This is a genomic window from Pseudomonas sp. 01L34, from assembly GCF_056400265.1.
In genome coordinates this window covers 244135-266636 of sequence record NZ_JBFTSX010000008.1, presented here as the reverse complement: position 1 = coordinate 266636, position 22502 = coordinate 244135, and the positions used below count along the sequence as shown (strand labels likewise).

Genomic DNA, 22502 nt, shown 5'->3' with positions numbered 1-22502 from the left:
GTTCGCAGGCAAACCACATCTCACCGAGGTTTCTTCGAGATCCGCAACGACTTGGCCTTGGCTTCCACCACCAGATACATCAACACCGTTATCAACAGCGGCAGAATGAAATAGATCGCCCGATAAGCGATCAACCCCGCCACCAGGCTGCCCCGCGATACTTCGTGCTGCAGCAGCGCCACGAACACCGCCTCCAACACACCGAGCCCGGCCGGGATATGGGTGATGACCCCGGCAATGGCGCTGATCAGCAACACACCAAGCACCGGCGGATAGTCCAGTTTGCTCGGCAGCAACGTGAAGATCACCGCCGCCATCAGCGCCCAGTTCAGTGCGCCGAGGGCCAGTTGCAGGATTGCCATGCGTAGCGACGGCAGAATGATATCCACGCCGCGAACCGACCATTTCCGGCGCCTGGAATACCGGCAGGCCGCCAGATATCCCATGCTCAACAACAGCAACAAAATCCCCACGTCCTGCAGTGCATTGCTGCTCACTTTCCAGCCCGGCGGCATTCGCATCAGGCCGCTGCTGAACACCGCGCCGGCAATCACCATGTAGCCGAACCAGTTGGTCGCCAGGCTCAGCCCGAGGATTTTTGCGATGTTGCCTTTGCTCACGCCGAGCCGCGAATACAGCCGATAACGCATGGCGACGCCGCCGACCCAGGCGCTCAGGTTGAGGTTGAAGGCATAGCTGATGATCCCCACCGGGAGGATCTGCCGCCAAGTCAGGTTCTGCCGGATGTAGGTGCGCCCGATCAGGTCGAAACAGGCATAGACCAGAAAGCTTGCCAGGGTCACACCTGACGCAATGATCAACGTGCGTACTTTGAAATCAGCCAGGGTATCGAACACTTCGTTCCATTCGATGCGCTGGGCGAGCATCGTGAACAAAACGATCAGCGCCAGGAAAAACAGCATCGTCAGCGGCCTTTTCCAGCGGTGCCAGTGGTGTTTGCCCGGCGTGTCGGAGTGCGACGCAGGCTGCGCTTCGGAATGGCTCATGCCTTGGCGCTCCCGGGTGGGTGGATGAAGGGCTTCAGGCGCGGTTTATGCGCCGGCAACCAACCGGCCCATGCGGGGAAATGCCGCAGGAAGTGAAACACCAGAAAGCCGATGGTCATGTCCCAGATCCGCCCGCGAGGGGCTGTGTCCACCGACATGACCTTGCAATGGTTGCTGCTCAACTCGTCGAGACGCTCGTACAGATCGCGGTTGAAGATACGGTCGCGGATCAGCACGTTGGCTTCCAGGTTCAGGGACAGGCTCAGCGGATCGAGGTTGCTTGAGCCGACAGTGCTCCAGTCCTCGTCGACCAGGGCGACTTTGCCGTGCAGTGGGCGGTCGCAATATTCGTAGATCACCACCCCGGCCCGCAGCAGGTAATCGTAGGTCATGCGCGCGGCGAGCCTGGCCACCCGCAGGTCCGGTTGTCCCTGAAGAATCAGGCGCACCTCGACCCCCCGGCGTGCCGCATTGCGAATCTCGCGCAGCAGCCGATAGCCCGGAAAGAAGTAGGCATTGGCGATCACCACGCGACGCCGGGCACTGCGCAGCACCTGCAAATACACCTCTTCGATATCGTTTGGGTGTTCTGCGTTGTCGCGATACACCAGCCGCACCTGACCGTCATGATCGCTGACCGCCAGTTCAGCGTGCCGCTGCCGGCGGCGCTGCCACCAGTATTTGGCCCGAGCCGGTCGACCGCTTTTTAGCAGGGCGAAATGATGAATATCGGCCACTGCCGGGCCTTGCACTTCAACCGAATAATCCTGCTTGGCCTCGGGGCCGAAGTCGGCCAGATGGTCGGCGGAAAAATTGATCCCGCCGAGGAACGCAATCGTGCCGTCGACCACCACAATCTTGCGGTGCAGACGGCGGAACCAGTTGGTGCGGATGCCCAGGTGAAGCGGGGCGGGGTCGAATATTTGCAGGCGCACGCCTGCGTTGCTCAGGGCGGCGAGGAACGCCGTACTCAGTTCGCCACAACCAAAGCCGTCGAGACTGACCGTGATACGCACGCCACGTTGTGCCGCTTCAATCAGGATCTGTTGAAGCTCATTGCCGACCTTGTCCTCGAACACAATGAAGGTTTCCAGGAGAATTTCACTCTGGGCCTGGCGCAGCACTTCAAACACCCGTGGAAAGTACGCCTCACCGTTTTCCAGCAACTCGACCCGGTTGTTACCGTGCCAGCCGTATTCAACATCAGTCACCGCGGGCTCGCGCACGGGGGGAGGTGGGGAGACATGTTCGACCGTGGTTTTTTCCATCGATGGGCTGCTCATAACTCGATCTCCACCGACAGGGGCGCATGGTCGGAAAGGTGTGACCAGGGGCGTGCCGCCAGCACTTGCGGATGGCTGGCCTTGAGATGGCGCACGTAGATGCGGTCCAGGCGTAACGCCGGCAAACGCGCGGGGAAACTGCGCGCCGGTTTGCCATGCTGCTCGGCAAAGACCTCACGCAAACCGCAAGGCTTGAGCAACGCATCGGCGCGTTGGCGCCAGTCGTTGAAGTCGCCGGCGACCACCACCGGGGCATCTTGCGGTAACTCTTCCAGGCGTCGGATCAGCAGCTTGAGCTGTGCCGTCCGGTGGCTTTCGCGCAGACCCAGATGGACGCAAATGGCATGCACTTCCCGGCCATCGCCGGGCATCCGCAACACGCAATGCAGGACTCCACGGTTTTCATGGCCGCTGATGGACACGTCGAGGTTGTCGTGGCGAATGATCTGGAATTTCGACAACAGTGCATTGCCGTGATCGCCCGCCGGGTAGACCGCGTTGCGCCCGTAGGCGAATTGCGGCCACAGGCTATCGGCAAGGAATTCGTACTGGGGCATCGCCGGCCAATTGTTGTAGCGCTGGGGATGCTGTTCGTGGGTGCCGTGGACCTCCTGCAAAAACACCACATCGGCGGACACACTGCGCACCGCTTCGCGCAACTCGGGCAGGATGAAGCGCCGATTGAGTGCGGTGAACCCCTTGTGGGTGTTGACCGTCAGCACGGTGAAGCGGCTCACGGCATTGCTGATGGGTTGCTGCTCATCCGTCCCGCCGACCGGTTCGGGAATGCTCATGGCAGCGCTCCTTCGGCAACCGGCTCGCCGGGGGCCGTGACCAGGTCTTTGTCGAGATGCAAACGCTCAAGCAGGTGGCGGGCATCGAAGGGCGCGCGGACTTTGATGTCGTTATCGAAATAGCAGAACACTTCCCGGGATCTGCGAGTCTTGGGTTTTTGCCGGGGCGCGATCAATTGCGGATCTGCCGGTTGCTGGCCGTGATGCCAGGCCTCGATCCGCTCGCTCCAGCGTTGCAGCGCTTGAGGGGTGTAACCGCTGGCGTAGAGTTCTTCGGCGCCGTGCAGGCGCAGGTAGACGAAATCGCTGGTGAGGTCTTCGCGGTACGGCCATTTGCCGGCGGTGTCGGCAATCACCAACGCGGTGTTGTAGCGTTTGAGCAGCCGGACGAAGGCCGGATCGACGAAGCTTTCGTGGCGAATTTCCACGGCATGACGCACTGGTTTTTTGCCGTAGGCCTTCATGCTGGCGTGACCGTTCAGACGTGGTTCGTGCTGGCGGGCAAGGGCGGCGGCCTGTTCGGTGTCGTGGGGCAGTTGTTCAAGAAAGTGTTCGAACAGCTCCGGGTCGAATTTGAAGCTGGGCGGGAACTGCCAAAGGATCGGGCCGAGTTTTTCCTTGAGTTCCAGCACCCCGGAGGCGAAGAAATTCGCCAGGGGTTTATGGATCTCCCGCAAGCGCTTGATGTGGGTGATGAAACGCGGCGCCTTGACGCTGAACACGAAGCCCGCCGGGGTTTCGGCGTACCACTGGGCGTAACGTTCGGGCCGTTGCAGGGCGTAGAACGATCCATTGATTTCGATGCTGTTGACTGCCCGTGACGCGAATTGCAATTCGCGTTTGTGGGTCAGCCCCTTCGGGTAGAAGCCTCCCCGCCAGGGCGTGTAGCGCCAGCCTGAAATACCGATATGAATCGCCGCCATGTCGCCTCCCATCCTCGGACAGCCCTGTCTTTTGATGACTGCCAGGCGTGTGAGAAAGTTTCGACGGGGCTACGGACGGGCAAAAGATCGCAGCCTTCGGCAGCTCCCACAGGCGCGCAGGCGTTGCCGAAGGCTACGATCTTTTGATCTATCAGTGTCCGGCGACGATCCGGGCCGAACCTTCAGCCGGCTCGGCATACACCGGACCCAATCGATCGAGACGACCACTCCAGGCGGTCAGTGCCAATGCCACCAACACCACCAGGCCACCGATCCACGCGGTATGGATCAGGCCCATATGCGCCACGATCAAACCACCACCCCACGCACCACCGGCAATGCCGAGGTTGAACGCCGCGATGTTCAGGCCCGACGCCACGTCCACCGCATGCGGGGTGTGATGTTCGGCCTGACGCACCACATATACCTGCAGCCCCGGCACGTTGCCGAACGCCACCGCACCCCAGACCAGCACAGTGGCCAGGGCCAGCCATGGATTGGCGGCGGTGAAGGTCAGTGCGAACAGTACGGCGGCGAGCAGGGCGAAGATGATTTTCAGGGCGCCGATCGGGCCGCGCTTGTCCGCCAGCTTGCCGCCCCAGATGTTGCCGACGGCCACCGAGATGCCGTACACCAGCAGCACCAGGCTGACGGTGCTGGCGCTGAAGCCCGCAATGTCCTGAAGAATCGGTGCCAGAAAGGTGAAGGCGATGAACGAGCCGCCGTAGCCGACCGCCGTCATGGCATACACCAACAACAGGCGCGGTTGCTTGAGCACTTGCAACTGCTGCAACAGCGAAGCCGGTTTGCTGTGGGCGATGTTCTTCGGTACGTAGAGCAGGCTGCCGATGAAGGCGATCACACCCAGTGCAGACACCGCGAGGAAAGTTTCACGCCAGCCGAAATGCTGACCGATAAACGTCCCCAGCGGCACGCCAGTGACCAGCGCCACGGTCAGTCCGGTGAACATGATGGCGATCGCGCTGGCGGCTTTTTCCTTAGGCACCAGGCTGGTGGCGATGATCGAGCCAATTGAGAAAAACACCCCGTGGGCCAGGCCGGTGACGATCCGCGCAATGATCAGCGACTCGTAGCTCGGCGCTTTCCAGGCCAACAAGTTGCCGAGGGTGAACAGCACCATCAGCGACAACAGCAGCAATTTACGCGGGACTTTGCCGGTGAGGGCGGTCAGTACCGGCGCGCCGACGGCCACCCCGAGTGCATACAAACTGACCAGCAAACCGGCAGACGGCAGGCTGACGCCGAGGTCGGCGCCGATGGTGGGTAATAGGCCAACGATGACGAACTCCGTCGTCCCGATGGCGAAAGCGCTAAGGGTCAGCGCCAGCAAGGCAATGGGCATGGCTGCAACTCCGATGGATTGATTGATGGAGCGCAGTGTCGGGGTTTGGGACGTGCGGAAAAATACAGGGATGGGCATTTGATATTTGCGTGCAGGTCAAATATCTCACGGCTGGTATTAAACCTTGTGGCGAGGGAGCTTGCTCCCGCTCGGCTGCGGAGCAGTCGCAAAGCCATACAGCGCGGTGCATCCGGGAGAAATTGGTTTACAGGTTTTGGGGGCGCTTCGCACCCCAGCGGGAGCAAGCTCCCTCGCCACAGGAGATTGAATCCTACAGGGGGGAGTGGCGGATCAGTGTATTGCGTACTTCTGTAGTCGATTGCTGATCCAGCTCCAGCCAGAACTGCTGCTTGCCGGCGATCTCGGCGGCAGCCGGCAAGCCATCGCGATACACCAGCCGATTGCTCGCCAGCGCCGGTACCTTCGCGCCCGGCAACAGGGTGCCGGCGAGGTTCAGCGGATCGACCCCGCACACCGCAATCAGACTGCCGTCATGGGGACGCCGCCTGACTTCGCGCAGCAACGGGATCGCCTCGGGCAGGGCAAACTGTTCGCCGGCCAGGCCACTGACAAACCGCCCGCCACGAATCTCGCCCCGGGCCTCCAGCCGATGGAACGTGCGCAGCAATTCCCGCCAACTCGGCAACCAGTCCGCCTCGCGCTCCAGCAAGCGCCAGAACACCACGCCGTACCGGCGCAGCAAGGTCATGGCGATGTGTTCCAGGGTTTCTGTGGGTGTGGACGTCGGGCGTTGTTTATCCACAACCGGCTTATCCATGATCGATGCGGCAGCGCCGCGGCGCAGCAAGGCCCAGCGCCCGGCGTCTTCCATCCCGCCGACAAACGCTCCACGCCCGCGTCGACTGCTGCGATTCTGGCGTTTGCTGGCCGGGGTGATCAGCCCCCGCAACCCGGCGAAACTGTCGGCGTTGACCAGTCCGGCACCGACCAGTTCCTGCAAGGCGATTTCCAGTTCCGAGCGCAGCAGATGGGCCTCGTGCATCAGCTCATCGAAAAACAGTGCGCCGTGCTGGCTGAGCGCTGTATAGACCTTTTGTGTTTTGGGCGACAGTTCGCTGACTGGGGTCTGCTCGGTCAAGCTGCTCCACAACCCGACCTGACTACGCGGCAGCAGCAGAATCGGCGTGCTGCGCAATGCCGTGCCGGCGCTCTTGTTGCGCGCGGTCAGGCGGGTCCAGACCAGTTTGCCGCTGCGGCATAACTCATCCAGCCAGCTCGCCGAATAGTCTTTGAGCCGCGCCGGCAGAATGTCGCTGTCCCATGCCGAAGCGGCGGCGGGGTAGCCTTCGAACTGGCTGATAATCGCCGGCAACACTGCGCTGCCCTGGCCTCGGCTCACGGTGGAAAGATGCTGCCAGTCGAACAGGAAACGCATGAAATCCTGCAACGCCACTGGCTCGATTTCCCGTCGCAGCCGTTTGACCGTGTAGCGATGAATCCGCGCCAGCAGATGCCGTTCGCACCATTCGTCTTCACCTGCGCGCGGGGTGAATTGCCCGCGCAACACGTAGCCTTCGCGTTCCAGTTGGGCCAGGGCCTGAGTGACTTGAGTCGCCGGTAATCCAAGCGGTTCGGCAATCGCCTTCAGCGGTAACGGACCAAACGCGCTGAGCCGCGCGCGGACCACTTCCAGGACTGCTTCGTCCGGCTCCCAGATTTCATTGAAACCGGGCAACGCCTCCAACGACGGAAACAACGTGGCCTGTGGATAAATCGCCCGCAGGCAGGTCAGTCGCTCCAGTGGCAGCCACAGCGATTGCTTGGCGTTGATCTGCAAACGGCTGGCACGGCCACTGTTGGCCAGGGTGTTCAGCCATTCGAGCCAATTGGGGTTGGCCCGGGCCTCGTCGTCGGTGATGCACGCCAGGCTCATCAAGGCCTCATGCATTTCATCGAGGCCGGTTGGCGTTGGCCAGGCTTCGTCGCGCACCGCGGCAATCGCGTCGGCGTCCAGCGCACCGAGGTCGTCGGTGGACTGCGGATCGCTCCAGCGACGGTTGAGTACCGCCTGAGTACGGCGTTCTTCCAGCGGCGCGTCGTCGAGGAAGGTGTAGGGGCGGGCACTGAGGATTTCCGCCGCCAGTGGCGAAGGCGCCGGCAGGTCGCGGCTGATCAGGCGGATATCGCCCTGTTCCATGCGCCGCAACAACGCCAGCCAGCCTTCGCTGTCCATGGCCTCGTGCAGGCAATCGTCGAGGGTTTGTTCCACCAGCGGATGGTCGGGAATCTCGCGCTCGCCGGCGAGGTTTTCCACGCAGGCGATCTGATCGGGAAACACGCTGGCGATCAGGTCTTCGCTTTTCATCCGTTGGATCTGCGGCGGCACTTTGCGGCCGCCGCTGTAGCGTGGCAGCGCGAGGGCGACCCCGGCATTCCAGCGCCAGCGTACGCCGAACAGCGGGGCTTCGAGCACCGCTTGAGTCAGGATATGTTCGGCGCTGTTGCTGTGCAGGTAGCGCCAGACGTCGTCCAGCTCGAAGCTGTGGCTGGTGGACAGCGACAACACGATGGCGTCCTCGCTGGCGGCGGCCTGCAATTCGAAGTTGAAGGTGCGGCAGAAACGCTTGCGCAGGGCCAGGCCCCAGGCGCGGTTGATGCGGCTGCCGAACGGTGAGTGGATGATCAGTTGCGTACCGCCTGACTCGTCGAAAAAGCGCTCCATCACCAGTGTGTCCTGGGACGGCAAGGCGCCGAGGGTCAGGCGGGCCCGGGCCAGGTAGTCGACCAGTTGCTCGGCGCTGGCGAGGTTCAGGCCGAGGGTGTCGGTCAGCCAGTCGAGGGCCGGTTGCAGATCGCCGGGTGTGGTGGCGAGCAGTTCATCGAGTTGCGCTTGCAGGCGGGCCACGGCGAACGACAGTTCATTGCTGCGACCGGGTGCTTCACCGAGCCAGAACGGAATGGTCGGCGGCTGGCCCTGAGCATCTTCGACCCGGACCTTGCCGGTTTCGACCCGCAGGATTCGATACGACGTATTGCCCAGCTGAAAGATATCCCCGGCGATGCTTTCCACCGCGAAGTCTTCGTTGACGCTGCCGATGTTCAGCCCCTGAGGCTCCAGCAACACGCTGTAGTCGGCGTTGTCGGGAATCGTCCCGCCGCTGGTCACGGCGGTCAGCTTGGCGCCCCGACGACCGCGCAAGGTGCGGCTTACGGCGTCCCGGTGCAGGTACGCGCTACGTATGCCCTGGCGACCGTTGTAGCCCTCGGCGAGCATGTGCAGCAGCGCCTGATAATGCTTTTCGTCGAGCTTGGCGTAAGGCGAGGCTTTACGCAGCGTCTCCAGCAATGCCTGCTCGTGCCATTCCTGGCAACTGACCTCGGCGATGATCTGCTGGGCCAGCACGTCCAGCGGCGCTTCGGGGATCAACAAGGTGTCGAGTTCGCCACGGCGCACGCAATCGAGCAAAGCGGCGCATTCGATCAGGTCGTCGCGGGTGGTGGCGAACAATCGGCCCTTGGGTGTGCCGCCGACCTGGTGCCCGGAGCGGCCGACCCGTTGCAGAAAACCGGCAATCGAGCGTGGCGAAGCGATCTGGCACACCAGGTCGACGTCGCCGATATCAATCCCCAGTTCCAGCGAGGCGGTGGCGATCAGCACTTGCAGCTCGCCGCGCTTGAGCCGTTGCTCGGCGTCCAGACGAAACTCCTTGGCCAGGCTGCCATGGTGGGCGGCCACCGCGTCTTTGCCGAGGCGTTCGCTCAAGTGTCGGCTCAGGCGTTCGGCCAGGCGCCGGGTGTTGACGAAAATCAGCGTGGTCCGGTGTTCGCGGGCGAGGGCGGCGAGGCGGTCATAGACCAGCTCCCACACGTCGTTGGCCATCACCGCCGACAGCGGCACGGGCGGCACTTCGATATCGAGATCCCGTGGGCGGGCATGGCCGATGTCGATGATTTCGCAGTCGCGATCACGACCAACCAAAAAACGCGACACCGCCTCGATGGGTTTTTGCGTGGCAGACAGGCCGATCCGCACCAGCGGTTGCGGGCAAAGCGCTTGCAAGCGCTCCAGGCTCAGGGCCAGGTGACTGCCGCGTTTGCTGGCGGCGATGGCGTGGATTTCGTCGACGATCACCGTTTGCGTGGTGCCGAGCATTTTCCGTCCGGAGTCGGAGCCGAGCAGCACGTATAGGGATTCCGGAGTGGTCACCAGAATGTGCGGCGCGGTTTTGCGCATGGCCGAACGGTCTTTTTGCGGCGTATCGCCGGTGCGCACGGCAGTGCTGATCGGCACGTCGGGCAGGCCCATCACGCGTAACTGTTCGGTGATGCCGGCCAGCGGGTTTTGCAGGTTGATCTGGATGTCGTTAGACAGCGCCTTGAGTGGCGAAACGTAGACCACCAGGGTTTCGTCCGGCAGGCCATCCGGGTTTTCCAGGCCGCGATGGACCAGATCGTCGAGCACGGCCAGAAACGCGGTGAGGGTTTTGCCGGAGCCGGTGGGCGCGGCAATCAGCGTTGAACGGCGCTGGCGGATCAACGGCCACGCCCGGGCCTGGGCGGCGGTAGCCGTCGCGAAGGTGTTGCTGAACCAGGCGCTGACGGCGGGGTGGAAACCGTTCAGCGCGCTGTCTGCGGGGATGGGCAGGTTCATGAACCAATTTATGCGGGTGGGGACGGGAAGTTGCAAGTACCGCTCAGGCTCTGTGTTGCTCCTGAGGCCAGTAGCGGCACCACAAATCCCCGGGAACTACACTTTACGGGTGACGGTTGCGCACTAAACCCGCAAAATGCAACGATTCCGGCAATTATTGAGGACATCGCCTGCGGGCGCTGTCGATAAAGCCATCGTTCCAATCAGACTGGGCCTGCTGACTCTATGCGAATGCGCCTTATGTTACTGGGCGGCGGAAATGCCCTTGGGCAGGCGCTGATTCGCCTCGGTGCGGAGGAAGACATCGGTTTCCTCGCCCCCCGCCCACCACAAGACGGCTGGGACGCCGCGAGCCTGACGCAACTGCTCGACGATACCCGTCCGGATGCGTTGATCAATCTCGCCTACTATTTCGACTGGTTCCAGGCGGAGACCGTCAGCGAACAGCGTCTGGCCGGGCAGGAGCGCGCCATCGAGCGTCTGGCCGAATTGTGCCAGCATCACAACATCGTGCTGGTGCAACCGTCGAGTTATCGCGTGTTCGATGGCTCCCGGGCGACCGCCTACAGCGAAAAAGACGAACCGGTACCGTTGGGTCTACGCGGTCAAGCTTTGTGGCGCATTGAGCAAAGCGTGCGCGCCACTTGTCCACAGCATGTGTTGCTGCGTTTCGGCTGGCTGCTCGATGACAGCCCCGAGGGCACCCTCGGGCGATTCCTCGCCCGGGCCGAGAAAGCGGAAGAACTGCTGTTGGCGGATGATCGTCGCGGTAATCCGACGCCGGTGGACGACGCTGCCCGAGTGATCATTTCGGTGCTCAAACAACTCGATTGTGCTGCGCCGCTGTGGGGCACCTACCACTACGCCGGGCATGAGGCGACCACACCGTTGGCACTGGGGCAGGCGATTCTCACTGAAGCGCGTGCCCTGCATCCGCTGGCCATCGAAGCGCCGACCGCCCAGGCTCACGCCGCGCGGCCCGACGCTGCCGAAGAACCGCAACACGCGGTGCTGGCCTGCAAGAAAATTCTGCACACTTTCGGGATCAAGCCCCGTGCCTGGCGCGCGGCACTCCCGGGCTTACTGGATAGGTTTTATCGCCATGGCTGACGGCCCTGTTTTAATCACCGGCGGCGCCGGTTTCATCGGTTCGCATCTGACCGACGCCTTGCTTGCCAAAGGGCATTCGGTGCGAATTCTCGATGACCTGTCCACCGGCAAGCGCAGCAACCTGCCGATGGACAATCCCCTCGTTGAACTGATCGAAGGCGATGTCGCTGATGCCGCCCTGGTGGCGCAGGCGATGCTCGGTTGCAGCGCGGTGGCGCATCTGGCCGCGGTGGCTTCGGTGCAGGCTTCGGTGGATGACCCGGTGAAAACTCACCAGAGCAACTTCATCGGCTCGCTGAACGTCTGCGAGGCCATGCGTCAGGCCGGTGTCAAACGCGTGTTGTACGCGTCCAGCGCAGCGGTCTATGGCAACAATGGCGAGGGCGAGTCGATCGACGAAGACACGCCCAAGGCACCGTTGACGCCGTATGCGGTGGACAAGTTGGCGAGCGAGCATTACTTCGATTTCTATCGCCGCCAGCATGGTCTGGAACCGGTGATTTTCCGCTTCTTCAACATCTTCGGCCCGCGTCAGGATCCGTCTTCGCCATACTCCGGTGTGATCAGCATTTTCAGCGAGCGCGCGCAGAAAGGCCTGCCGATCACCGTGTTCGGTGATGGCGAGCAGACTCGGGATTTTGTCTACGTCGAGGATCTGGTGGACGTGCTGGTGCAAGCCATCGAGAAACCGCAGGTCGAGGTCGGCGCGGTGAATGTCGGCTGGAATCAGGCGACGACCCTCAAGCAAATGCTTGAAGCCCTTGAAGCCGTAGTTGGCAAGCTGCCGCCCGTTAGCTATGGCCCGGCGCGTTCCGGTGACATCCGCCATTCACGAGCGAATAACCGGCGTTTGCTGGAGCGGTTCACCTACCCGGAGCAGACGCCGATGAGCGTTGGCCTGGCGCGGTTGTTGGGGCGCTGAGGTTTTACACAGTTGTGAAAAAGGCGCCTTGAAGGCGCCTTTTTTGTGTGTCGAATATGACCGGTGCAGTTCCTTGTGGTGAGGGGGCTTGCCCCCGTTGGGTTGCGAAGCAGCCCCACTGCATTTCGCCTGACGTCCTCATCGGCTGGATGGCGCCTGCTGCGCAGGCGAACGGGGGCAAGCCCCCTCGCCACGGTTCTTTAGAACTTGTAACCCAGACCGACCATGTAGATGAACGGATCGACGTCCACGTTCACCCGTGCGCGGGTGCCCGGAGCCACGGCGTTGTTTTCCACGGTGGCACGGGTGTCGATGTCGATGTAGCGCACCTGGGCGTTGATCATCACATTGTCGGTCAGCATGTAGTCGGCACCGACTTCCCAGGCCAGGCCCCAGGAGTTTTTCGCGTTGAAGTTGCTGAAGCCATTGGCGCTGGCTTCGCTGCTGACGTGCTCGTCGTAGATCCAGGTGTAGTTGATCCCGCCGCCGACATACGGCTGGAATGCGGACTTGGCATCCATCGGATAGTAGACCAGGCTCAGGGTCGGCGGCAGGTGTTTCAGGGTGCCGAGTTTGCCGTTGGCGGCGCCGAGCGCGGTGCCTTTGAGCTTCACGTCATGCTCGAACGGCGAGGCCGCGAGCAGTTCGATCCCCAGGTGGTTGGTGATCATGTAGGCGAAGTTCAGGCCCAGTTGCGTGTCGCTGCTCATGGTGGCCTTGCCACCCAGGTCGGCGCCCTTCAGCGGGCCTTGATCGACCTTGACGCTGGAGCTGTCGGCTGTCGGATTGACGGTGATCGCACCGGCCCGAACGATGATATTGCCAGCCTCATGGGCATGGGTGAGCGGGGCTGCGAGCGCGAGGGCAAGCAGTGAAGCGCTGAGCAGGGACTTGTGCATGGGGGCTCCAAAGGACGTTAAAAATGCTTGATGTCCAATGGTAGGGATCCAACTGATACGGTCTTTTGACTCAGCTCAACGAAACAGTGATGGCCCAGATTTTTGCGGAACCTTCGAGGGCCTCTTCGCGGGCAAGCCTCGCTCCTACAGGTTCAACATTGCCTTGTAGGAGCGAGGCTTGCCCGCGAAGGCGTCCTTTCATTCAACACCGAACTACCGGTGTTCACTCCGGCAGTTCATACACATAAATCTTCTGCGCCTCCATCTGATACCCGGCATCCGCCAATTCGCTGGTGGACGCCTTGACCTGCAACGCACCTTCGACCCAGTACGGCTGGTACAGCTCATCGAGCTTCACGCCGACTTCGCTTTTGACGTGCACGATCTGGTTCGACGGCGGAGGCGGTACGTGGATGCAGGCGCCGAAATACGGCACCAGCAGAAACTCCGTGGTGCGGCCTTCTTCACTGACCTCCAGCGGTACGATGTACCCCGGCAAGCGAATGTTCTGGCCATCGAGACTTTTCACCACCGGCGCGTTGGGCATGTCCTGTTTGGCGGCCGGGGCCGACTCCGCGGACAATGCGTCGCTCATCTTCGACAGGTCGTGCAGCGGCGTCATGTTCGGCACTTCCGGCGGGGCATCCGGCGGGATCATTTCCGACCAGGTCAGGTCTTTCGGCTCGGCGGCCCACAGCGGCAGAGCAACCAGCATCAACAGCGCAAGCAGAGCGCGGGGCATGTTCAACGTCCTCACAGGCGGATCGACAGGCCATCGGCCAAGGATTGGCGATAAGCGCGCCAGGCCGGCACGCTGCCCATCAGCAGCGCGGCGATCAGGATGCCACCGAGCAGCGTCCATTCATATTCGCTTGGCCAGGCCAGCGGCAGGTACAAACCGTAATTCGACTGCACGTAACCCTGCGCCACGGCGATGCCCACATACAGCAGCGCCACGCCGGCAATCACTCCCGACAGCGCCAGGGCAAACGCTTCCAGCACCAGTAAAGTCGCGATATGCCATGGCCGCGCGCCCACCGAACGCAGAATCGCCATCTCCCGGCGCCGCTCGTTGAGGCTGGTGAGAATCGCCGTGAGCATGCCGATCAACCCGGTCAGCACCACGAACAGCGAGACGACGAACAAGGCTTTTTCCGCCGTGCTCATCAAACTCCACAGCTCCTGCAACGCCACACCCGGCAGGATCGCCAGCATCGGTTCGCCACGGAATTCGTTGATTTCACGTTGCAGCGCGAAGGTCGAAATCTTGTTGTTAAGGCCGAGCATGAACGCGGTGATCGCTTGCGGCGTCAGGTCCATGTTGCGCGCCTGATCGGCACTGACCCGACCGTTACCCCGCGCCGGTACACCGTTGTGCCAGTCGATGTGGATCGCTTCCATGCCGCCGAGGCTGATGTGCAGCGTGCGGTCCACCGGGGTGCCGGTGCGTTTGAGGATGCCGACCACGGTGAACGGCTTGTCGTCGTGCTTGACCAGGCTGATCGCCGCCACGCCATGGGCCAGCACCAGTTTGTCGCCGAGTTTGTAGTGCAGCGCGTCGGCCACTTCGGCACCGAGCACCACTTCGAACGGATCGCTGGCGAAAGCCCGGCCGTCAGCCAGTTCCAGATGCTGTTGATGGCCGTACTGGTAATGCTCGAAGTACGCCTCAGTGGTGCCCATCACCCGATAACCACGATGGGAATCGCCGAGGGACATCGGGATCGCCCACTTCACTTTCGGGTTGTTGGCGAACTGCTCGAAGCTGTCCCAGCGGATGTTGTTGGTGGCGTTGCCGATACGGAATACCGAATACAGCAGCAGGTTCACCGAGCCGGAACGCGCGCCGACGATCAGGTCGGTGCCGCTGATGGTGCTGGCGAAACTGGCCTTGGCCTCGGTGCGCACCCGCTCCACCGCCAGCAGCAGGCAGACCGACAGGGCGATGGCGAACGCGGTGAGGATCGCGGTGAAGCGACGGTTAGCGAGGCTGGCCATGGCAAGACGAAACAAATACATCTCAAACCTCGGACGGGGTGGCGGCGCGATTGAGATCGGCCAGCGACAGGTGGCGATCGAACAGCGGCGCGAGGCTCTGATCGTGGCTGACGAACAACAGGCTCGAGCCGGCTTCGCGGCATTCGGCGAACAACAGGCGAATGAAGTTTTCGCGAGCGTCGTAATCCAGTGCCGAGGTCGGTTCGTCGGCGATCACCAGTTCCGGCTGACCGATCAGTGCACGCGCGGCAGCGACCCGCTGCTGCTGGCCGATGGACAGTGAATCGGCGCGGCGGCCCAGAATGTTTTCATCCTTCAGGCCCAGATGGGCGAGCAGGGTGGCGGCGGCCTGATCGACGCTGCCGTGGCGCTGTTTCGCCCGCTCGGCGCGCAGTTTCGAGAAGTGACAGGGCAATTCGACGTTCTCCCGCACCGACAGAAACGGCAGCAAGTTGAACTGCTGGAAGATGTAGCCGGTGTGATCGACCCGGAAGTGGTCGCGAGCCCCGGCAGACAGTTCGGTCAATTCCTGGCCGAGCAGCCGGATGCTGCCGCGATCAGGCTTTTGCACACCGCCGAGCAAGCCGAGCAGGGTGGTCTTGCCGCTGCCGCTGGGGCCTTTGAGGAACAGGGTTTCACCAGGCTCCAGGCTAAACGCCGGGATGTCCAGCAACGGCGGGTGACCGGGCCAGCTGAAGCCCAGGTCGGACAGTTCGATGAGTGCTTGGGTCATGTGAAACCGGTCAGGTTGATGGTGAACCCTGTGGGAGCGGTGTCGGATCAGAATTTCAGGGCGGCGGTTTTGGCCGTCACTTCAACCCCTTGCTGTCCGCTCGGGCTGATCAGTTGTACCTGAATCTTCTGGGTAGCCGGGAACGTGTTGAAGACAGTCGCCAGGTCCAGGGTCTTCAGCGCGCCCGGGGCCGAGCAGCTGAATTGGTAACGGGCGTGGATTTCGCTGTGGTCATGTTGATGCTCGTGACCATCCTTGGCTTCTTCATGCTCATCGTCGGCATCCGGTTTGTCACCGAACAACGGGCTTTCCAGCTCCTGGGTCGCGACCACGCAACCGGCGGCTTTCGGCAGGTTGAACAGTGTCAGTGGTTTTTCCAGTTGAGCACGGACGGCGGCGACTTTGGCCTTGTCGGCATCGGTGGTGGCGGCGTGCTCGAAACCCACCAGGTTCATTGCCGGGCTTTCCAGTTCCAGCTCCAGGGTCTGGCTGTCCAGCGCCGCATTCAAACGACCGACGCCGTGTTCGTGGGCACCGAGGCTGCCGTGCTCATGGTCGTGATCTTGCTCGACAGCCGCGTGAGCGACAGCCAGCGGCAACAAGGCAAACGGCAAAGCGAGCAGCAGACGGCGCATGACGGGTCTCCGAAAAGTAAAATGAAAAATTTGTTATGTAATCTTATAACGAAAGTGCCGAGAGTTTGACCGTCTGCTTGGCGTTGTGCAAGACCCATGGGAGCATGAGAGTCAGGTATGTGCTGGAGCAGACTTATGTTGCGAATACGCGGAAGCATCGGCGACTGGCCGGTGGATTTGACCCTGGAACTGGATGAGGGCGACTGGGCGCAGCTCGGTGCGCAGTTGCAGGCTGCCAAACCCGAGGCGAGTGCAACACCGGTCAAACCGGTGAATCAGGATGATGCGCTATGGCAGATCGCCAAAGAATTGCTGCGCAAGGCCGGGCAATTGAGTGGGCCGGATTTGCTGGAGCAACTGGAAGGGCTGACCGGCAGCGCAGCGGCGGGCAAGCGCTTGTTGGTGCGCTTGCGCCACTGCGCAGATGTCAAAGTGGTGAGCGGCGGGGATACACCGCTCTACAGCTGGATCGAGTAAGCCGCAAAAAAGAGCTTAATAGAGCGCGGCAAACAGCTTGCGACGGTACGTGGTCACCAACGGGTGATCGTTGCCCAGCAGTTCGAACACTTGCAGCAAGGTCTTGTGTGGCAAGCCTTCGTTGTAGCTGCGATTGCGGATGAACAGTTTCAGCAACGCATCCAGCGCCGCGTCGTATTGCTGACGGGCCAGTTGCTGGATCGCTAGTTGATAGACCGCCTCATCGTCCTGCGGGTTTTTCGCCAGGCGTGCTTTCAGGTCTGCCGCATCCGGCAAATCCCTGGCCTGGCCGAGAAACTGGATCTGCGCCTTGGCGCCAGCCAGCGCGGCCTTGTGTTCATCGGTCTTGACCGCGTCGAGTACGGCCTGCGCTTCACTCAGTTCGCCGCGCTCGGTAAGGCAGCGGGCGTAGAGGATCAGTGCCTTGGCATTGGTGTTGTCTTCAGTCAGCAAGATTTTGAGCGTGGCTTCGGTGTCGGCGAAACGGCCTTCATCGAACAGCGCCTGAGCCTGTTCGAACGGGTCGGCGGCGGCTGGCGGCGGCATTTGCACATGAGGTTCGAGCATCGTGCGCACTGCGGATTCCGGTTGCGCACCGGCAAAACCGTCCACCGGCTGACCGTCCTTGAACAGCACCACGGTCGGCAGGCTGCGAATGCCGAAACGCGCAACAATGTCCTGCTCGATGTCGCAGTTGACCTTGGCCAGCAGCAACTCACCCTGATAGCTCTCGGCGATGGTTTGCAGCATCGGCATCAAGGCCTTGCACGGCGCACACCATTCGGCCCAGAAATCCACCAGTACCGGTTTGTGGAAAGAGTTCTCGATCACCGACTGGTCGAAATCGGCAGTCGTGGCGTCGAAGATGTACGGCGTTTCCTGACTCATGGGGGATCTCGTAAAAGCGTGGATGAGGCCACTATAAGGCTTGGTGGGGGGCGGCTGAAAGCGGGGTGATCATTGAGTGATGTGCTGCCAGGCAGGACGTCTTCGCGGGCAAGCCTCGCTCCTACAGGTCCGCGCTGATTTCGAAATCGCCACCCAACCCTGTAGGAGCGAGGCTTGCCCGCGAAGCTTTTTGCTAACCGCGCCGCGCGTGGTAAAGGCTCACATGCCGAAACTCTTCGGGCTCGGCCAGGTCCGGCAAGGTCATCGCCTCCAGCATCTCGATGCGCCGATACAGCGGATGGCGAAAATCCCGCACCCGTGAATCCGCCACCAACGCTTCCCGGCCACGGCTGAGAAACTCGTCGAGTAGCGGCAGATTCTCCCGGTCGTACAACACGTCGGCCACCAGAACCAGATCAAATCGATCCGCTTCGGCGAAAAAATCCGTCGAGTAGCGCAGCTGCACATCATTGAGTTCGGCGTTCGCCCGACACGCGGCAATCGCCAGCGGGTCCAGGTCACAGGCCACCACTTCCAGCGCCCCGGCCTTCACGGCCGCAATCGCAGCCACGCCGGAACCGGCGCCGAAATCCAGCACCCGTTTGCCTACGACCCAGTGCGGGTGTTCGGCGAGATAGCGGGCCACGGCCAGCCCACTGGCCCAGCAGAAACTCCAGTACGGCGGCTCGTGGAGAATCCGCCGGGTTTCTTCGGGGCTGAAAGCGCGGTCCATGTTGTCGCCGTCGATCAGCCAGAGTTTCAGCTCGGTGCCCGGCAATTCACAGGCTACAAGCTGTGCGTCACCGAGCAGTTCACCCAACGCCTGTTGCAGGCCGAGCGGTGCAATCATGGCGCTTTGACGAATTGCAACTGACCCAGGGCCTGGGTTGTCGGCTGGGTGATGAGTTGCGCCGGCAGATGCAGAATCAACTGTCCGGACTGGCTGGCGCGGCCGCGCAGTTCAACGCGAGCGCCAACCGGGAAGGATTCAGGGTTGAAACGCAGGCGAAACGGCAACACCTGATTGGTGCCGATCAGGTTGGCACTGGCGAGCAATTGTTGCGGGCGATCCTTTTCGTCGATCACCAGCAGCGCCAGTTCGACTTCAGCGTCGGCCGGCACGCCCATCAGGGTGCCACTGATTTCACGTTGGTATGCCGGTAGCGGGCCGAGCTCGGCAGACGCCTTGGCTTTCTTCTGCGCCTGTTGCGGCGCTGGGCCTGGTGTTGGTGGCTGGGGCTTGGGTGCATCGCTGCCACAGGCCACCAGCAGGCTGAAAAGACTGAGCAAAACGAGCGGTCGTAACGACATTGGCGGCTCCAGCAAGGTGAAAACATTATAGCCCGTCTGTATACCGCAAACCCTATGGCTTGTCTTGCCACGGGGATGCGCTACCATGGCCCTCCCATTTTTTGTTGCCTGCCACCATGCACTGTCCCTTCTGCGGTGCCAACGACACCAAGGTCATCGACTCGCGTCTGGTCGCCGAGGGCGAACAGGTGCGCCGCCGGCGTGAATGCCTGGCCTGCGGCGAACGCTTCACGACGTTCGAAACCGCTGAACTGGTGTTGCCGCGCCTGATCAAAACCGACGGCAGTCGCCAGCCGTTCGACGAAGAAAAACTTCGTGCCGGCATGCAGCGAGCGCTGGAGAAGCGCCCGGTGAGTGTCGAGCGCCTGGAATCGTCGCTGGTGCACATCAAACACAAGCTGCGCGCCACTGGCGAGCGCGAGGTCAAATCCCTCGTGGTCGGCGAACTGGTGATGGCCGAGCTGAAAAAGCTTGATGAAGTCGCCTATATCCGCTTCGCTTCGGTGTACCGACGCTTCCAGGACCTCAACGAGTTCCGCGAAGAGATCGATCGCCTCGCCCGTGAACCGGTGAAAGAATGACCACCTCCCCGGAACAAGCCATCCTCGACGCCCATTACATGGCCCGTGCCCTGGAACTGGCGCGCAAAGGTCATTACACGACGCACCCCAACCCTCGGGTTGGCTGCGTGGTGGTGCGTGACGGGCAGATTGTCGGCGAAGGCTGGCATGTGCGCGCCGGCGAGCCCCATGCCGAAGTCCACGCCTTGCGTGCCGCCGGTGACAAGGCGCGAGGCGCCACGGCTTACGTGACCCTGGAACCGTGCAGCCACCACGGACGTACGCCGCCCTGCGCCGATGCGCTGGTGAATGCCGGTGTGGCGCGCGTCGTTGCGGCGATGCAGGACCCGAACCCGGAAGTTGCCGGTCGCGGTCTGCAACGTCTGGCCCAGGCGGGAATCGCCACCGAAAGCGGCGTGCTGGAAGGTGAGGCGCGCAAGCTCAATGAAGGCTTCCTCAAGCGCATGGAACACGGCTTGCCGTTCGTGCGGGTCAAGTTGGCCATGAGCCTCGACGGTCGCACAGCGATGGAAAGCGGCGAGAGCCAATGGATTACCGGCCCGGCGGCGCGCTCGGCGGTACAGCGGCTGCGCGCGCAGGCCAGCGTGGTGCTGACCGGCGCCGACACGGTGCTGGCGGACAATGCCCGTTTGACCGTGCGTGCCGATGAATTGGGCCTCGATCCCGAACAAACCGCCTTGGCCATGAGCCGTCCGCCACTGCGCGTGCTGATCGACGGTCGCCTGCGGGTGCCTCTGGACGCGCCGTTTTTCAAGGCTGGTCCGGCGTTGGTTGCGACGTGCATGGCGATCGAAGAGCAATACGCCAACGGTCCGGAGTGCCTGATCGTGGCGGGCGACGATGGCCAGGTCGACCTGCGCAAGTTGCTGGTTGAACTGGCTGCCCGTGACGTCAACGAGGTGCTGGTCGAGGCTGGCCCACGTCTGGCCGGGGCGTTTGCTCAGCAAGGGTTGGTGGACGAGTTCCAGATTTTCATTGCCGGCAAGTTTCTCGGCTCCACGGCGCGACCGTTGCTGGACTGGCCGCTGGCGCAGATGAAAGATGCGCCCGAGCTCAAAATTACCGAAATCCGCGCGGTTGGCGATGACTGGCGAGTCATTGCCATACCTGTCCCAACGGTCAGCGTATAATTCCCGGCTGCAGCCCAGAAGGCCCTGTTCTCGAGGAGGACTCCATGTTTACCGGCATCATCGAATCCATCGGCAGTATTCGTGCATTGACCCCAAAAGGCGGAGATGTGCGGGTTTACGTCGAAACCGGCAAGCTCGACCTGAGCGACGTCAAACTGGGCGACAGCATTGCCGTCAACGGCGTGTGCCTGACGGCGGTTGAACTGCCGGGCAATGGCTTTGCGGCGGACGTCAGTCGCGAAACCCTCGACTGCACCGCCATGAATGACCTCAAGAGCGGCAGCCCAGTGAATCTGGAAAAAGCCCTGACCCCGACCACCCGCCTCGGTGGGCACTTGGTCAGCGGTCATGTCGATGGTGTCGGCGAAGTGGTCTCGCGCACCGACAATGCCCGCGCCGTGGAATTTCGCATCCGTGCGCCGAAAGAACTGGCCAAGTACATCGCCCATAAAGGTTCGATCACCGTCGACGGCACCAGCCTGACGGTGAACGCGGTCGATGGCGCCGAATTCCTGCTGACGATCATTCCGCACACCCTGAGCGAAACCATCATGGCTTCTTACAAGCCAGGTCGCCGGGTGAACCTGGAGGTCGATCTGCTGGCCCGTTATCTGGAGCGCCTGCTGCTGGGTGACAAAGCTGCTGAGCCTGGCTCTTCGCAGAAGTCTGGCGGCACTATTACTGAAAGCTTTCTGGCCCAAAACGGCTACCTCAAATCCTGACTCAAGGGGGTGCCTTGTGGCGCTCAATAGCATCGAAGAACTGGTTGAAGACATCCGCCAAGGCAAGATGGTCATCCTTATGGATGACGAAGACCGCGAGAACGAAGGCGACCTGATCATGGCCGCCGAGTGCTGCAAGGCCGAGCACATCAACTTCATGGCCAAGCACGCCCGTGGCCTGATCTGCATGCCAATGAGCCGCGAGCGCTGCGAACTGCTCAAGCTGCCGTTGATGGCGCCACGCAACGGCTCCGGTTTCGGCACCAAGTTCACCGTGTCCATCGAAGCCGCCGAAGGCGTGACCACCGGTATCTCCGCGGCCGACCGTGCGCGTACCGTACAAGCCGCTGCCGCCAAAGACGCCAAGGCTGAAGACATCGTCAGCCCCGGCCACATCTTCCCGCTGATGGCCCAGGCCGGCGGCACCCTGGCCCGCGCCGGCCATACCGAAGCGGCCTGCGACCTGGCGCGCATGGCCGGTTTTGAACCGAGCGGTGTGATCTGCGAAGTGATGAACGACGACGGCACCATGTCCCGTCGCGCCGAACTCGAAGCGTTTGCCGCCGAGCACAACATCAAGATCGGCACCATTGCCGACCTGATCCACTACCGGATGATCCACGAACGTACCGTTCAGCGGATTGCCGAGCAGCCATTGGACAGCGAACTGGGCCAGTTCAACCTGGTGACCTATCGTGATTCGGTGGAAGGCGACGTGCACATGGCCCTGACCCTGGGCAACGTGTGCGCCGAAGAACCGACCCTGGTTCGGGTGCACAACATGGACCCGCTGCGTGACCTGCTGATGGTCAAGCAACCGGGCCGCTGGAGCCTGCGCGCCGCCATGGCCGCGGTTGCCGAGGCTGGCAGCGGTGTGGTGCTGTTGCTCGGTCACCCGCTCGATGGCGACGTGTTGCTGGCGCACATCCGCGAAACCGCCGACCACCTGGCGGTGAAAAAGCCGACCACCTACAGCACTGTGGGTGCCGGTTCGCAGATCCTTCGGGACCTGGGCGTGCGTAAAATGCGCCTGATGTCTGCGCCGATGAAATTTAATGCGATATCCGGTTTCGATCTGGAAGTTGTAGAATACGTGCCCTCCGAATAATGACCG

21 protein-coding genes are annotated in these 22502 nt (G+C 62.1%); 7 read left to right on the top strand and 14 right to left on the bottom strand.

What is annotated here, in order from left to right:
• Window positions 1–20: 20 nt before the first annotated feature.
• The 6 genes from AC1DQM_RS24910 to AC1DQM_RS24885 all read right to left on the bottom strand — a co-directional run bounded on the left by AC1DQM_RS24910 (window position 21) and on the right by AC1DQM_RS24885 (window position 9982).
• Entirely contained in the window at window positions 21–1007 is a 987-nt protein-coding gene (locus AC1DQM_RS24910; RefSeq protein WP_477747007.1) for a lysylphosphatidylglycerol synthase domain-containing protein, read from the bottom strand.
• Complete coding sequence (gene clsB / locus AC1DQM_RS24905; RefSeq protein ID WP_477747006.1) at window positions 1004–2290, bottom strand: cardiolipin synthase ClsB; 1287 nt, start codon at window positions 2288–2290, stop codon at window positions 1004–1006. The genes AC1DQM_RS24910 and clsB overlap by 4 nt, the downstream gene beginning before the upstream one ends.
• A complete protein-coding gene (locus tag AC1DQM_RS24900; RefSeq protein ID WP_477747005.1) occupies window positions 2287–3084 on the bottom strand; it encodes an endonuclease/exonuclease/phosphatase family protein in 798 nt (265 codons plus the stop codon). Before AC1DQM_RS24900 ends, clsB begins: the two co-directional genes overlap by 4 nt.
• Window positions 3081–4007, bottom strand: coding sequence for a DUF72 domain-containing protein (locus tag AC1DQM_RS24895; RefSeq protein WP_258612735.1), 927 nt, complete (start codon window positions 4005–4007; stop codon window positions 3081–3083). The genes AC1DQM_RS24900 and AC1DQM_RS24895 overlap by 4 nt, the downstream gene beginning before the upstream one ends.
• A gap of 151 nt (window positions 4008–4158) precedes the next feature.
• Window positions 4159–5370: an MFS transporter gene (locus AC1DQM_RS24890; RefSeq protein WP_019581394.1), complete on the bottom strand. Its 1212-nt coding sequence runs from the start codon at window positions 5368–5370 to the stop codon at window positions 4159–4161.
• A 271-nt stretch (window positions 5371–5641) separates the two neighbouring features.
• Window positions 5642–9982, bottom strand: a complete 4341-nt coding sequence (locus AC1DQM_RS24885; protein ID WP_477747004.1) for a DNA glycosylase AlkZ-like family protein — start codon at window positions 9980–9982, stop codon at window positions 5642–5644.
• Window positions 9983–10207: 225 nt separating this feature from the next.
• On the opposite strand from AC1DQM_RS24885, the gene AC1DQM_RS24880 reads away from it, so the two are divergent.
• On the top strand, window positions 10208–11092 hold the full coding sequence (locus AC1DQM_RS24880) for a sugar nucleotide-binding protein (protein ID WP_032833719.1): 885 nt from the start codon (window positions 10208–10210) through the stop codon (window positions 11090–11092).
• Window positions 11085–12014: an NAD-dependent epimerase/dehydratase family protein gene (locus AC1DQM_RS24875; protein WP_019650850.1), complete on the top strand. Its 930-nt coding sequence runs from the start codon at window positions 11085–11087 to the stop codon at window positions 12012–12014. The genes AC1DQM_RS24880 and AC1DQM_RS24875 overlap by 8 nt, the downstream gene beginning before the upstream one ends.
• Before the next feature lie 200 nt (window positions 12015–12214).
• On the opposite strand, the gene AC1DQM_RS24870 is transcribed toward AC1DQM_RS24875, so the two are convergent.
• From AC1DQM_RS24870 to AC1DQM_RS24850, 5 genes are all read right to left on the bottom strand, one after another.
• Window positions 12215–12913 (bottom strand): OmpW/AlkL family protein, encoded by a 699-nt coding sequence (locus AC1DQM_RS24870; protein WP_258671280.1) that lies wholly within the window; start codon window positions 12911–12913, stop codon window positions 12215–12217.
• A 223-nt stretch (window positions 12914–13136) separates the two neighbouring features.
• Window positions 13137–13655 (bottom strand): DUF3299 domain-containing protein, encoded by a 519-nt coding sequence (locus AC1DQM_RS24865; protein ID WP_018925681.1) that lies wholly within the window; start codon window positions 13653–13655, stop codon window positions 13137–13139.
• Between the two features lie 11 nt (window positions 13656–13666).
• A complete protein-coding gene (locus AC1DQM_RS24860; protein WP_007933653.1) occupies window positions 13667–14932 on the bottom strand; it encodes an ABC transporter permease in 1266 nt (421 codons plus the stop codon).
• A 1-nt stretch (window position 14933) separates the two neighbouring features.
• Window positions 14934–15644, bottom strand: coding sequence for an ABC transporter ATP-binding protein (locus tag AC1DQM_RS24855; protein WP_477747003.1), 711 nt, complete (start codon window positions 15642–15644; stop codon window positions 14934–14936).
• Window positions 15645–15691: 47 nt separating this feature from the next.
• Window positions 15692–16279, bottom strand: a complete 588-nt coding sequence (locus AC1DQM_RS24850; RefSeq protein ID WP_477747002.1) for a DUF2796 domain-containing protein — start codon at window positions 16277–16279, stop codon at window positions 15692–15694.
• Window positions 16280–16414: 135 nt separating this feature from the next.
• Between AC1DQM_RS24850 and AC1DQM_RS24845 the strand changes: the two genes are divergently transcribed.
• Window positions 16415–16756, top strand: coding sequence for a hypothetical protein (locus AC1DQM_RS24845; RefSeq protein ID WP_111454190.1), 342 nt, complete (start codon window positions 16415–16417; stop codon window positions 16754–16756).
• A 15-nt stretch (window positions 16757–16771) separates the two neighbouring features.
• On the opposite strand, the gene trxA is transcribed toward AC1DQM_RS24845, so the two are convergent.
• The 3 genes from trxA to AC1DQM_RS24830 form a co-directional block, all read right to left on the bottom strand.
• Window positions 16772–17644 (bottom strand): thioredoxin, encoded by an 873-nt coding sequence (gene trxA, locus AC1DQM_RS24840; protein ID WP_477747001.1) that lies wholly within the window; start codon window positions 17642–17644, stop codon window positions 16772–16774.
• A gap of 193 nt (window positions 17645–17837) precedes the next feature.
• Window positions 17838–18494 carry a class I SAM-dependent methyltransferase gene (locus AC1DQM_RS24835; protein WP_477747000.1) on the bottom strand — a complete coding sequence of 219 codons (657 nt, stop codon included), beginning with the start codon at window positions 18492–18494 and terminating at the stop codon, window positions 17838–17840.
• Window positions 18491–18955: a YbaY family lipoprotein gene (locus AC1DQM_RS24830; RefSeq protein ID WP_018925687.1), complete on the bottom strand. Its 465-nt coding sequence runs from the start codon at window positions 18953–18955 to the stop codon at window positions 18491–18493. Before AC1DQM_RS24830 ends, AC1DQM_RS24835 begins: the two co-directional genes overlap by 4 nt.
• Before the next feature lie 116 nt (window positions 18956–19071).
• Between AC1DQM_RS24830 and nrdR the strand changes: the two genes are divergently transcribed.
• From nrdR to ribBA, 4 genes are read left to right on the top strand one after another with little or no spacing between them, the layout of a single operon-like run.
• Window positions 19072–19536, top strand: coding sequence for a transcriptional regulator NrdR (gene nrdR, locus AC1DQM_RS24825; protein WP_007906838.1), 465 nt, complete (start codon window positions 19072–19074; stop codon window positions 19534–19536).
• On the top strand, window positions 19533–20666 hold the full coding sequence (gene ribD / locus AC1DQM_RS24820) for a bifunctional diaminohydroxyphosphoribosylaminopyrimidine deaminase/5-amino-6-(5-phosphoribosylamino)uracil reductase RibD (RefSeq protein ID WP_018925688.1): 1134 nt from the start codon (window positions 19533–19535) through the stop codon (window positions 20664–20666). The genes nrdR and ribD overlap by 4 nt, the downstream gene beginning before the upstream one ends.
• A gap of 44 nt (window positions 20667–20710) precedes the next feature.
• Window positions 20711–21388, top strand: a complete 678-nt coding sequence (locus tag AC1DQM_RS24815) for a riboflavin synthase (protein ID WP_064620656.1) — start codon at window positions 20711–20713, stop codon at window positions 21386–21388.
• A gap of 16 nt (window positions 21389–21404) precedes the next feature.
• Window positions 21405–22496, top strand: a complete 1092-nt coding sequence (gene ribBA, locus AC1DQM_RS24810; protein ID WP_019581380.1) for a bifunctional 3,4-dihydroxy-2-butanone-4-phosphate synthase/GTP cyclohydrolase II — start codon at window positions 21405–21407, stop codon at window positions 22494–22496.
• The last annotated feature ends 6 nt before the right edge of the window (window positions 22497–22502 follow it).